The sequence below is a fragment of the Yersinia sp. KBS0713 genome (assembly GCF_005937895.2).
Lineage (GTDB): Bacteria > Pseudomonadota > Gammaproteobacteria > Enterobacterales > Enterobacteriaceae > Yersinia > Yersinia bercovieri.
Genome location: NZ_CP042173.1, coordinates 3683547 through 3695654 on the forward strand (window position 1 = coordinate 3683547; position 12108 = coordinate 3695654).

Below are 12108 nucleotides of genomic sequence, written 5' to 3' on the forward strand. Positions count from 1 at the left end.
CGCTAATTCTGTTTTGCGAACGCCGCCGAAGTTATCTGTGAATCCATTGCAACAACCTAAATATCCGACAGTAAGCTTCGCAAATCGATGTAATGCCCCTTTTCTCCTGAATTGAAAATCTGCACTCTTGCCTCGTTTTCTCAAACACATGGAGAGTGGTAAATGGCTAATCAACATCAACATCAACAAGGTTTTACATTAATTGAATTGATGGTAGTGATCGCGATAATCGCAGTTCTCAGCGGTATTGGTATCCCTTCCTATCAACGTTACCTCCAAAAAGCAGCGCTCACCGATATGTTACAGAGTATCGTCCCCTACAAGATGGCAGTAGAACTTTGCGCACTAGAACATACCAAGCTTGATGGCTGCAATGCGGGTAATAACGGAATACCCACAGGGCAGTCCTCGCGTTATGTCAATGCAACAGCCATTGATAAAGGTGTGATTACACTTACAGGTCAACAGACACTCGCCGATCTGACTCTAGTCATGTCACCAACAATAAGTAGCAGTGGAAATATAGTCTGGTCGAGAACCTGTACCACAACAAATGTCAGCCTTGCTGATAGTTGTAAAAACACATTCCAGTTCAAGGATGGGGCTAAAATCAAATGACTAAATATATGACATCCTCACGAGAGGTAATCAGTGACGAATTGCACGCACTCTGTCGCCGTCATAGAGCAATCGCTCTAAGACTCGATGGAAAGAACCTCTTCATCGCTTCATCTGGCCCAGTAAATGATGAGTTATTAACTGCACTGCGTTTTACTTGTGGCCGAAAAATCAGAGTGGAGTATTGGCCGGAAGCTAAGATTGAGCAATCGTTGAATCTGGCTCCATCCAGCAAAGAACAACGAAGCAAGGGAATCGACTCCACGACTCACAATCAAAGTACATCCCAACAAATAGGCGAGCGGCAGGGAGCCAGCTCATCAAACTTGTCATTACAGGACCAGAATGAAACCTTGCTTGATAAAGAAAGTGATATACCCGTGACCCAATTTATCACGCAAACACTCAGGCTAGCGATTCAAAAGCGCGCATCAGACATCCATTTTGAACCTTATCAACATCGCTATCGTATCCGTTTAAGAATTGATGGTGTATTACATGAATCCCCACCCCCCACGCCTGAGTTAGCCAGTCGAATCAGCAGCTATCTGAAGGTGATGGCGAAATTGAATATCGCAGAAAAACGGCTGCCGCAAGATGGTCAGTTAAGTCTGCAACTAAATGGCACTCGCTACTCAATGAGGATAGCGACCCTTCCTGTGCAGTATGGTGAAAAAGTGGTGCTGCGTATCCTTAATATGCAGCAGCAGTCGACATTGGAAAATCTCGGGTTACCAAAAGTCGGCGTCCAACAATTAACGCGAGCTTTATCAGCTCCACAAGGTCTGATACTGGTAACCGGACCTACTGGCAGTGGCAAGACCGTGACACTGTATTGCAGCTTAGGGCACCTTAATCAGCCGCAAAGAAACATCTGTAGCGTTGAAGATCCCACCGAGATCCAGCTTGATGGTATAAATCAAACCCAGACCAATAGTAAGATTGGGCTGGATTTCTCTCAGGTATTACGTGCGATGCTACGTCAGGATCCGGATGTGGTTATGCTCGGTGAGATTCGTGACAATGAAACCGCAGAAATAGCCGTTAAAGCAGCGCTGACAGGGCATCTGGTGCTCTCAACACTGCATACCAATTCAACGGCGGAGACACTGATACGCCTGACTCAAATGGGAATAGAGCGTCACCTCATTGCCTCGAGCCTGAGCTTAGTCATCGCCCAGCGCCTCGTCCGTAAGCTCTGCATACACTGCCGACAAGTATCTCCTCACCTTTTTCAGCCCCCAGCAGAGACACATACCGCCCCATTACAACACTATCAAGCTCGGGGCTGCGAGCACTGCTGTGCGGGTTATTATGGCCGAACCGGAGTTTACGAGATGTTAAATATCACTCCGCAAATACAACAAGCCTTACTCAATAATGTCAGCCCTCGTGAACTTACACAAATTGCGCGGGAGCAGGGCCAAAAAACATTACTCTCCGCAGGTCTGGTGTTGGTCGAACGTGGAGTCACGACTCTCGAGGAAATTAACCGTGTTGTGGGGCTCTTAGTTGAAGTTGATGCTGAGGTAACATCGTGAACCAGCAGCGCTTATTTTATTGGAGAGCAATTGGAACTTCTGGCCAATTACAAACAGGCGCGCTACTGGCGACAGAGAGAAACATTGTCTACGAATATATGTTTCGTCATGGATTGCAACCTCTGGGGATTAAAAGCGGTAAGCGGCTATCTGTAAGCTATTGGCGAGGAGAGCGTTTGGTTACTGTTACTCGCCAGTTAGCTACGCTACTACAAGCGGGTTTGCCTCTAGTCAATAGCTTGCAGTTATTAGCAAAAGAGATGGATGCTCTTCCATGGCGATGCTTATTACAGGAAATCAGCCAACAAGTTTCACAGGGCCAATCATTATCCGAAGCAATGACACATTACCCACGTATTTTTCCGCGATTATATCCCCCAGTAATTGCTATGGGGGAGTTAACCGGGAATCTTGAGCAGTGCTGTATTCAGTTGGTCGAGCATCAGGAACGGCAACAAAAATTACAAAAAAAAGTGATCAAAGCACTAAAGTATCCCGTGTTTGTCTGCATTATCGCGTTAGTTGTCAGTGTGTTAATGTTGGTAATGGTGCTACCTGAATTTGCACAGATCTATCAATCATTTGATACGCCACTGCCCACGCTTACTGCCTCGCTTCTTTGGATGTCAACACGCCTTACAGATTATGGGCTAGGTATCGCCGTCATACTGATATCACTCAGCACCGGATATTTTTATGCACGACAACATAAGGCCCGCTGGCAAATATGGGAGCAAAAAATTTTATTACGTATTCCATTAGTTTCGGCATTAGTTCGTGGCAGTTGCCTTAGCCAAATTTTTCAAACATTGGCTATCACTCAACATGCAGGATTACCACTAACAGCAGGATTAGATGCAGCACTTCTTTCCGCCAGTAACGAGACCTATCGGCAAGCACTACAACATATTCAAAAGCAGATAAATCAAGGTTCCCCTCTATATACCGCTCTTGATCAATACCATTTATTTCCCCCACTGTGCCAACAACTGGTGCGAGTAGGCGAGGAGTCAGGCGCTCTGGATGTACTGCTAGATAAGCTGGCAGATTGGCATCAGCAACAAACACAAGATTTGGCTGATAATCTCACTCAAATGTTGGAGCCACTTTTGATGTTGATTATTGGCGGTATTGTTGGTGTTTTGGTGATAGCAATGTATTTACCGATCTTCCAGTTAGGGGATGTCATTGGGTAGATAGGGGAAAGCTCGCTGGCACTGTGATAGGAGAAAATATGACTAGTCCTACTATAGGTTGATACTTTTCAGCCTTATAACGCCCGATGAAGCTCATCGGGCATTTTGTATTTCGCGACAGATATGGCCGGCGTGTGTGGTAGATTTCTACCAACTCCCTGACCATCTTTCTTTATCGCGTCCTGAAATAAGTTGTCACTCTGAAATGAATAAGCTTCAGATATTCATTGACCACCGCATCCAGAAAGACATTATCACCGGAAGTTTGGGATTAATTACTGCCAAATACGCGGTTTTCTTGCTCTGCTACACGAATAAACGTAGTGCGTTTAGTTAGCTCTTTTAAGTGTGAAGCACCGACGTAAGTACAGGCTGAACGCAGGCCGCCCATGATGTCACGTACTGTGTTATCAACCGAGCCACGCAATGGCAATTTAACAGTTTTGCCTTCTGCTGCACGATACTCAGCAACACCACCTACATGGCGTTTCATAGCAGATTCAGAGCTCATACCATAGAACAGCATGAACTTCTCGCCATTCTCTTCAACGACACGACCTTCACACTCATCATGTCCAGCTAGCATGCCACCCAACATCACAAAGTCAGCACCGCCGCCGAACGCTTTAGCTACATCACCCGGTACGGAACAACCGCCATCACTGACAATCTGTCCACCCAGACCATGCGCCGCATCAGCACACTCGATAACAGCGGATAGCTGTGGATAGCCAACCCCAGTTTTCACTCGTGTAGTACAAACTGAACCTGGCCCAATACCAACTTTAACAATATCAGCACCAGAGAGGATCAGCTCCTCTACCATCTCGCCGGTGACCACATTACCCGCACAGATCACTTTATCCGGGCAAGCTTCACGGGCTCTTTGCAAGAAAGCGACAAAATGTTCTGAGTAGCCGTTAGCCACATCGATACAGATGAATTTTAAGGCGGGTGATAACGCCAAAATTTGTTTCATTTTGTCGAAATCAGCAGAAGAGGTGCCGGTGGAGACCATAACATGGCGCAGTACTGATTCAGGGACACGTTTCACAAACTCGCCCCACTGCTCAACAGTGTAGTGCTTATGAACTGCGGTAAGAACATCGAATGAGGCCAAGACTTCAGCCATGCGGAAGGTGCCAACGGTATCCATGTTAGCGGCGATGATAGGTACACCGGACCAATTCCAACCTGAGTGTTTGAAGGTAAACTGGCGCTCCAGCTCCACTTCAGAGCGACTTTTCAGTGTTGAACGTTTAGGGCGGATTAATACATCTTTGAAACCTAACTTCAAACCTTCTTCAATACGCATGGCTTATTATTCCTGGTTAGTGGCGATAGATCGCAAAATTGATCGGGCGTAAATCACGCCATCCCAGTGAAGCTATCATACGCATGAATAATTCTTCGGCAAGACTGCGAATTCACCTTTATTTACGCTACAATCCCACAAATTACCTGAAGAGTCGCAACCATGTGTCCGGTGATATACCTACTTCACGTATTTCTCCACGCAGTTCAAATAGAATGCACTCCTTGCTATGCCTGATCGCTTGCTTTCAGATACAATTCGGCCACTCACTAACAGCATGTAAGGTTAGGCAATGACCTATATTGTGGCCCTCACCGGCGGAATTGGCAGCGGTAAAAGCACCGTAGCAAATACATTCGCTAATTTTGGTGTGCCCCTTATTGATGCTGATATCATCGCCCGCCAAATCGTTGAGCCGGGAACGCCAGCGTTAGCAGCTATTGCTTCCCACTATGGCAAAACCATTTTACAAGCTGATGGCACATTGAATCGTGCAGCATTACGCGAAAAAATTTTCAGTGAGCCGCAGGAAAAAGCATGGTTAAATTCATTATTGCATCCGCTAATTCAGCAAGAAACTCAGCGCCAATTTGCCGAGATAGATACACCATACATACTTTGGGTTGTCCCGCTACTGGTTGAAAATGGTTTACACCACCGAGCGAATCGTGTGTTAGTGGTAGATGTTACACCTGAAATACAACTTGCTCGAACGATGGCAAGAGATGGTATTACCCGCCAACAGGCAGAACATATTTTAGCATCACAGGCTTCGCGACAGCAGCGGCTGGCCTGTGCTGATGACATTATTGACAATAGCGGCGATCCATTAATTATCGCCCCGCAAGTTGCTTCATTACACCAGCAGTACTTAAAATTAGCAGCAGCGGCCCAACAGGATCTACATCAATGAGTGACCTCACCTCAACAATACTATTTGAACACCCGCTCAATGAAAAGATGCGGACCTGGCTGAGAATGGAGTTTTTACTACAACAATTAGTAAGTCAGTGTTCATTAGATAATATCGCCAGTGCGTTAACATTTTTCCGCACTGCATCTGATTTAATTGATGTTCTTGAGCGCGGTGAAGTGCGTACTGATTTGCTCAAAGAGCTTGAGCGCCAACAACAGAAATTGCAGCAATGGAGTGATATGCCCGGCGTTGATATGTCGTTAATGGATACCCTGCGCAGTCAGCTAAAAAGCCGGGCATCGGTATTGATGTCAGCACCACGTATTGGGCAAGCATTAAAAGAAGACCGCTTAATCAGTGTTGTTCGCCAGCGGTTAAGTATTCCCGGCGGTTGCTGTAGTTTTGATTTACCCACTTTACACACTTGGTTGCACCAACCGCAGGAACAGCGGAATCAGCACATTGATAAATTGCTAGCAAGTTTAGCTCCACTCAATCAGTCGCTGACCCTCATTTTAGACTTAATCCGCCAGTCTGGCCCATTACGCCCACAAATCAGCTTGAATGGCTTCTTCCAAGATAACGCCGAAGGTGCAGATCTGCTCCGATTACGTCTGCCGCTAGATCCCCAGCTATACCCGCAAATTTCTGGCCATAAAACACGATATGCCATTCGCTTCTTACCACTCGACAGTGAAAATGGTACTGTGCCAGCTCGTTTATCGTTTGAATTAGCCTGCTGCTGATTTAGTTATAATGATACCCAATGGATTCCAAGGGTTGGAAGGTGGCAAATTCATTCACCTGTGACTTGAAAGATAGAGGGTAGAGAAAGATTTTGAGGAGAGAACATGGAACCCGAAGTCATCGAGGTTAACTGCCCAACTTGTGGGAAAATCGTAGTTTGGGGTGAACAAAGCCCGTACCGCCCTTTCTGCTGCAAACGTTGCCAGCTTATTGACTTAGGTGAGTGGGCGGACGAAGAAAAACGTATTTCCAGTAGTGGCGAGTTATCTGACAGTGACGAATGGAGCGAGGAAGAGCCTCCTAAGCACTGATGCTCATACCAAAATGGAGCAAACTACCTTGCTCCATTTCAGTTATAACGCGGTACTATGCAGTGAGTAGTTCGATGATTGCTGCATTCGCGGGTGGAAACTCTTCAGCCAACAACTCAGATTGTCTCACCCAGCGCATCGGTTGCCCTTCGCGACCAAAAGGTTCGCCATCCCACGCTTCGACCATATAAAAAGTTAATGTCACAATACGATCAGTAAAAGTATGCTCTAGCACTTTGAGTAGCGTCGCCTTCTGCACCACAATTCCGGTCTCTTCCAACAGTTCACGTTTTAAGGCCAGTTCCGGCGTTTCACCCTGTTCAATCTTCCCGCCAGGGAACTCCCAAAAACCCGCCATATGGGAGTCAGCAGCGCGCTGGGTAATAAAAATCTCTTGCTGGGCGTTGCGAATAATCCCTACCGCAATATGCAAATGTTTCAATTCTTTTCTCCTCATCAGAGAGCTGACTCATGTGGCCCTCTGTTTACTTGTCCTAAGGCAGCTCGACAAAAAACAAAATAAAAGGGCGGTGTTTAGCCGCCCTTATTGTCAGTGACACCGTGGCCTAAATATTACTGTAGGCTACCATGGCACTGTTTGTATTTTTTGCCTGAGCCACATGGACACGGATCGTTACGACCCACTTTGCGCTCAAGGTTGGCGGCAACATTGATCTCTTCCTGTGACATCAATGCGCTGTTGTCAGACTGGTGGCTCAGTTGTTGCTGTTTAGCCAAACGCTCAGCTTCTTCACGACGTTGTACTTCCAGCGCTTCTACCTCTTCAGGCATCCGCACCTGTACTTTGCTCAGCACGCTAATCACTTCATATTTCAGTGATTCTAGCATGGCGGCAAACATAGCGAAGGATTCGCGCTTATATTCTTGCTTAGGATCTTTTTGCGCATAACCACGTAAATGGATACCTTGACGCAGGTAGTCCATCGCAGCCAAATGCTCTTTCCACAAGGAATCGAGCGTTTGCAGCATCACGCCTTTTTCGAAGTTGCGCATCATTTCAACGCCAACAACCTCCTCTTTGCGGTGATAAACTTCGATCGCCTGTTGAAGAATGCGCTCACGTAATGTCTCTTCATGCAGTTGCGGCTCATCTTCCAGCCATTTTGCAATCGGCATATCAAGATCGAAATCATTTTTCAGGCGCAGCTCTAACCCTTCAACATCCCACATCTCTTCTAGTGACTGGGTTGGAATGTAGCCATCAATAACCGTTTTAAAGACATCTTCACGGATACTGTTGATGGTTTCGCTGACGTCGGACACATCTAACAGCTCGTTACGCTGGCTGTAGATAGCGCGACGCTGGTCACTGGCAACATCATCATATTCCAGTAATTGCTTACGAATATCGAAGTTACGGCTTTCAACTTTACGCTGTGCGTTAGCAATGGCCTTGGTTACCCATGGATGCTCAATGGCTTCGCCCGGTTTCATACCCAGTTTACGCATCATGCCAGACACACGGTCGGAGGCAAAAATACGCATCAATGCATCTTCCATAGACAGGTAGAAGCGTGAAGAACCCGCATCACCCTGACGACCCGCACGACCACGCAACTGGTTATCGATACGGCGTGACTCATGACGCTCAGTACCAATAATGTGCAAACCACCGGAGGCCAGAACCGCATCATGACGAATCTGCCATGCAGCTTTGATGGCAGCGATTTGCTCTTCAGTTGGATCTTCGAGCAAGGCAATCTCACTCTGCCAGCTGCCACCTAACACGATGTCAGTACCACGGCCGGCCATGTTGGTTGCGATAGTAACCGCCCCCGGTTGACCCGCTTGGGAAACGATATCCGCCTCCATGGCGTGGAATTTGGCGTTCAGAACTTTGTGTTCAATACCCGCTTTAGTTAACTCAGCGGATACCACTTCAGATTTCTCAATCGAGATGGTCCCGACCAATACAGGCTGACCATTGGCGGTACGTTCACGGATATCTTCAATGATCGCGCCGATTTTTTCCTGCTCGGTCATATAGACCAAATCAGCCAAATCCTTACGAATCATTGGACGGTTAGTAGGTACAACAATGGTATCCAGCTTGTAGATTGAGCTAAATTCAAATGCTTCGGTATCTGCTGTACCGGTCATACCGGCCAATTTTTCGTACAGGCGGAAGTAATTCTGGAAGGTGATGGAAGCCAGCGTCTGGTTCTCGTTCTGGATTTCCACGCCCTCTTTGGCTTCAATAGCCTGATGCAGGCCATCGGACCAGCGACGCCCTTGCATGGTACGACCGGTGTGTTCGTCAACGATGATAACTTCGCCGTCTTTCACAATGTAATCGACATCGCGGGTAAACAATACATGCGCGCGCAGCGCTGCCGTGACGTGGTGCATCAACATGATGTTAGTTGGAGAATAGAGTGACTCTCCCTCTTCCATAATGCCCGCTTCTACCAACATTTGCTCAATCAGAATCAAACCACGTTCTGTCAGGTGAACCTGACGTGATTTTTCGTCCACTGAGAAGTGGCCTTCACCCTGGAAGGTATCTGAGTCCTCTTTTTCCTGACGAATCAGTTTTGGAATCAGTTTGTTAACCCGAATATACATCTCGGAGCTATCTTCGGCTGGGCCAGAGATAATCAGCGGAGTACGGGCTTCATCGATCAAGATGGAGTCAACCTCATCTACCAGCGCATAATGCAGCTTACGCTGTACACGCTCTTCAGGGCTGAATGCCATGTTATCGCGCAGATAGTCAAAACCGTATTCGTTGTTCGTACCGTAAGTGATGTCAGCAGCATAAGCCGCACGCTTGGCCGGTGCCGTCATATTCGGCAGGTTGATACCAACACTCAGACCAAGGAACTCGAACAATGGACGGTTATTTTCGGCGTCACGTTGAGCCAAATAGTCGTTGACAGTAACCACATGAACACCACGGCCACTTAACGCATTGAGGTAAGCGGGCAGCGTTGCCGTCAGAGTTTTACCTTCACCAGTACGCATTTCGGCGATGCAACGCTCATTCAGTACCATACCGCCGAGCAATTGTACGTCGAAGTGACGCATACCAAACACACGCTTACTGGCCTCGCGCACCACAGCAAACGCCTCAGGAATCAAGGTTTCCAGCACCGCACCTTTTGCCAGGCGCTCACGAAACTCGTCTGTTTTGGCGCGTAATTCAGCATCAGTCAGTTTTTCAACTTCAGGCTCCATGCGGTTGATTAGCTCAACCACTTTGCGCATGCGGCGCAGGGTACGATCGTTACGGCTGCCAAAAACTTTGGTTAATAATTTAATTAGCATGATTCTTAATATCTCTTACAAGACCACCAAACCGACGGTCAAAGGTTACATAAAATGGGGGTAGAAAAAGGGAATAATTAGCTGAAATTGGCAGGCCCGGCGCGGATGCCTTGCACTTGTGCAAGCCAAAGCCCAGGTTTGTGTAACGAAAGAACAGGCCGTTTAACCTGCTCGGTATAACGAATGATCGCGGGTGGCTTAAACTCGTGCGTCAGGAGGGCGTTCAGTGTATCCAGCAACGCAAGCTGCTGAATTTGTGATGGTTCTATCTGTTCGACCTCTGTAACTTCCTGCACTCGGGCATAAGCCGCTTGGGGTGCCAACGCAAATGAGAGGTGACGAATAACCGTCCGCAGTGCATGCTGCTGCCAATAGTCTACGCTGATTGAAGGACGGCGATGTATATCATGCAACAATGCTAAACTGTTAAAGTTTGTCGCAGCATGATTCTGACGGCTTTGGCTTGACGATGTATTAGGTATCGCGGTTTGATCTGGCACGCCAGACAGATTTGAAGGCACGCCAAGACTCGCCGCGACCATCCCCAATAAGAGATGCGGCCAGAAATAACGTCTACCAAATTGTCGCCAACGATTTAGAATACCGATCACGAGTTTAAAATCCGCCGGAGCCTTGTCAATGCGTGAAAACCGCCCACAATTATTAGATGTTCTGTTCGATGATGCGGTTGCAGCAGAAAATGGACCGCTACATAACGTACAACAACGCGCGACTGCACTGTTAAAACTTAACCGTGCGGTAAAAGGATTGCTCCCTTCACAATTACAGCCGTGGTGCCGTGTTGCTAACTATCGACAGAGTATTTTAGTGCTAGAAACCGCGAATGCCAGCTGGTTAATGCGCTTACGCTATGAGCAACCCGCTTTACTTTCTGCACTACGAGCGCAAATTCTACCATCATTGTCTTCAATCGACATCAGGATTAATCCATCGTTAATGGCTAAGGGTCATAACATGACGCAAGATGCCGCAAAATCGTCGGAAAATCCTGGGAAATCTCCGCCATTACGCCACTTAAGTTTGGAAAGTGCTAAGGAATTAAGAGGATTAGCGAGCCGTAGCCCTGAGAAACTGAGGACAATATTGGAACGATTAGCTGCGTTGGCCGGAGAGAGTGCCAACGCAACCAAAAGTGATGGTGATAAATAGCCTTAGTAAGCTAATACCGTAGACGGTGCTTTGAATGCCAATGGCATTTCGGCTTCGTCTTGGAACGTCACAAATTCCCAAGCTTCTTGCTTAGCTAACACAGCCTGCAATAGCTTGTTATTTAACGCATGACCTGATTTGTACGCAGTAAATGCGCCAATAATATTATGGCCACACATAAACAGGTCGCCAATCGCGTCCAGCATTTTGTGACGAACAAACTCATCTTCGAAGCGCAGGCCATCTTCATTTAATACGCGGTAATCATCAACCACGATGGCACAATCGAAACTACCGCCCAGGCACAAACCACGGGACTGTAGATACTCGATATCACGCATGAAACCAAAAGTACGTGCTCGACTGATTTGGCGGACGAATGAATCGGCCGAGAAATCCAGACGGTAACGTTGAGTACTTGAGTCAATCGCCGGGTGATTAAAATCAATGGTGAAATCTAAACGGAATCCATTGAATGGAGACAATTCAGCCCATTTATCACCGTCTTCAACCCGCACTGTCTCTTTTAGACGCAGGAATTTCTTCGCAGAGTTTAACTCTTCGATGCCAGCATCTAACAGCAAGTACACGAATGGACTGGCACTACCGTCCATAATCGGTACTTCGGGAGCGTTAACTTCAATAATAATGTTATCAATCCCTAACCCTGCCAAAGCAGCGTTGAGATGCTCAACAGTAGAAATACGCACGTCATGCTCATTGACCAGGCAAGTACAGAGCATGGTATCACGCACGGATTTTGCATCTGCCGGGAAATCAACCGGTGGATTCAAGTCAGTGCGACGATAGATGACCCCGGTATTAGCCGGCGCGGGTCGCATTGTCAGCGTGACTTTTTTACCGGTGTGCAAACCGACGCCAGTCGCCTGAACAATACGTTTTAAAGTCCTTTGTTTGATCATCGTTTTATCTCGCAATGTTATCCATCCTACCGACCTAGCTTATAACAAGATCGGCGGGACAGTTTAGCACAAAGAGCGGAGAT

At 47.2% G+C, this 12108-nt stretch carries 12 protein-coding genes; 7 read left to right on the forward strand and 5 right to left on the reverse strand.

Translation table 11 applies throughout. The annotated features are described in order from the left end of the window. Positions 1 to 162: 162 nt before the first annotated feature. The 3 genes from ppdD to hofC are packed head-to-tail and all read left to right on the forward strand — an operon-like array spanning position 163 to position 3355. Positions 163 to 618: a prepilin peptidase-dependent pilin gene (ppdD, locus tag FFE93_RS17570; RefSeq protein ID WP_054872211.1), complete on the forward strand. Its 456-nt coding sequence runs from the start codon at positions 163 to 165 to the stop codon at positions 616 to 618. Further along, the gene (gspE, locus tag FFE93_RS17575; RefSeq protein ID WP_032898074.1) at positions 615 to 2159 is read left to right on the forward strand and encodes a type II secretion system protein GspE; all 1545 of its coding nucleotides are present in this window, start codon (positions 615 to 617) and stop codon (positions 2157 to 2159) included. Before ppdD ends, gspE begins: the two co-directional genes overlap by 4 nt. Next, a complete protein-coding gene (hofC, locus tag FFE93_RS17580) occupies positions 2156 to 3355 on the forward strand; it encodes a protein transport protein HofC (RefSeq protein WP_138775679.1) in 1200 nt (399 codons plus the stop codon). Before gspE ends, hofC begins: the two co-directional genes overlap by 4 nt. Before the next feature lie 271 nt (positions 3356 to 3626). On the opposite strand, the gene FFE93_RS17585 is transcribed toward hofC, so the two are convergent. Beyond that, on the reverse strand, positions 3627 to 4670 hold the full coding sequence (locus FFE93_RS17585; RefSeq protein WP_004875550.1) for a GMP reductase: 1044 nt from the start codon (positions 4668 to 4670) through the stop codon (positions 3627 to 3629). Between the two features lie 292 nt (positions 4671 to 4962). Here FFE93_RS17585 and coaE point away from each other — a divergent pair, with 292 nt between their 5' ends. The 3 genes from coaE (at position 4963) to yacG (ending at position 6644) form a co-directional block, all read left to right on the forward strand. Next, the gene (coaE, locus tag FFE93_RS17595) at positions 4963 to 5583 is read left to right on the forward strand and encodes a dephospho-CoA kinase (RefSeq protein WP_005275209.1); all 621 of its coding nucleotides are present in this window, start codon (positions 4963 to 4965) and stop codon (positions 5581 to 5583) included. After that, complete coding sequence (gene zapD / locus FFE93_RS17600) at positions 5580 to 6332, forward strand: cell division protein ZapD (RefSeq protein ID WP_032898076.1); 753 nt, start codon at positions 5580 to 5582, stop codon at positions 6330 to 6332. The genes coaE and zapD overlap by 4 nt, the downstream gene beginning before the upstream one ends. A 105-nt stretch (positions 6333 to 6437) precedes the next feature. Next, entirely contained in the window at positions 6438 to 6644 is a 207-nt protein-coding gene (gene yacG / locus FFE93_RS17605; RefSeq protein WP_032814702.1) for a DNA gyrase inhibitor YacG, read from the forward strand. A gap of 55 nt (positions 6645 to 6699) precedes the next feature. On the opposite strand, the gene mutT is transcribed toward yacG, so the two are convergent. The 3 genes from mutT to secM all read right to left on the reverse strand — a co-directional run bounded on the left by mutT (position 6700) and on the right by secM (position 10543). Then, the gene (mutT, locus tag FFE93_RS17610; RefSeq protein ID WP_005275214.1) at positions 6700 to 7086 is read right to left on the reverse strand and encodes an 8-oxo-dGTP diphosphatase MutT; all 387 of its coding nucleotides are present in this window, start codon (positions 7084 to 7086) and stop codon (positions 6700 to 6702) included. Positions 7087 to 7217: 131 nt separating this feature from the next. Then, complete coding sequence (gene secA, locus FFE93_RS17615; protein WP_005275216.1) at positions 7218 to 9932, reverse strand: preprotein translocase subunit SecA; 2715 nt, start codon at positions 9930 to 9932, stop codon at positions 7218 to 7220. A 77-nt stretch (positions 9933 to 10009) separates the two neighbouring features. Then, positions 10010 to 10543, reverse strand: coding sequence for a secA translation cis-regulator SecM (secM, locus tag FFE93_RS17620; RefSeq protein ID WP_005275218.1), 534 nt, complete (start codon positions 10541 to 10543; stop codon positions 10010 to 10012). 28 nt (positions 10544 to 10571) lie between these two features. On the opposite strand from secM, the gene FFE93_RS17625 reads away from it, so the two are divergent. Continuing rightward, the gene (locus FFE93_RS17625) at positions 10572 to 11102 is read left to right on the forward strand and encodes a DUF721 domain-containing protein (RefSeq protein ID WP_186367670.1); all 531 of its coding nucleotides are present in this window, start codon (positions 10572 to 10574) and stop codon (positions 11100 to 11102) included. Positions 11103 to 11104: 2 nt separating this feature from the next. On the opposite strand, the gene lpxC is transcribed toward FFE93_RS17625, so the two are convergent. Further along, entirely contained in the window at positions 11105 to 12025 is a 921-nt protein-coding gene (gene lpxC / locus FFE93_RS17630) for a UDP-3-O-acyl-N-acetylglucosamine deacetylase (RefSeq protein ID WP_004389005.1), read from the reverse strand. Positions 12026 to 12108 lie beyond the last annotated feature (83 nt).

What these genes read in the sequence shown, in the direction of transcription:
- FFE93_RS17625 (WP_186367670.1), top strand. Translation starts at nt 10,572, where the DNA reads ATGCGTGAAAACCGCCCACAATTATTAGATGTTCTGTTCGATGATGCG.
- coaE (WP_005275209.1), top strand. Translation starts at nt 4,963, where the DNA reads ATGACCTATATTGTGGCCCTCACCGGCGGAATTGGCAGCGGTAAAAGC.
- gspE (WP_032898074.1), top strand. Translation starts at nt 615, where the DNA reads ATGACTAAATATATGACATCCTCACGAGAGGTAATCAGTGACGAATTG.
- ppdD (WP_054872211.1), top strand. Translation starts at nt 163, where the DNA reads ATGGCTAATCAACATCAACATCAACAAGGTTTTACATTAATTGAATTG.
- lpxC (WP_004389005.1), bottom strand. Translation starts at nt 12,025, where the DNA reads ATGATCAAACAAAGGACTTTAAAACGTATTGTTCAGGCGACTGGCGTC.
- yacG (WP_032814702.1), top strand. Translation starts at nt 6,438, where the DNA reads ATGGAACCCGAAGTCATCGAGGTTAACTGCCCAACTTGTGGGAAAATC.
- secA (WP_005275216.1), bottom strand. Translation starts at nt 9,932, where the DNA reads ATGCTAATTAAATTATTAACCAAAGTTTTTGGCAGCCGTAACGATCGT.
- zapD (WP_032898076.1), top strand. Translation starts at nt 5,580, where the DNA reads ATGAGTGACCTCACCTCAACAATACTATTTGAACACCCGCTCAATGAA.
- FFE93_RS17585 (WP_004875550.1), bottom strand. Translation starts at nt 4,670, where the DNA reads ATGCGTATTGAAGAAGGTTTGAAGTTAGGTTTCAAAGATGTATTAATC.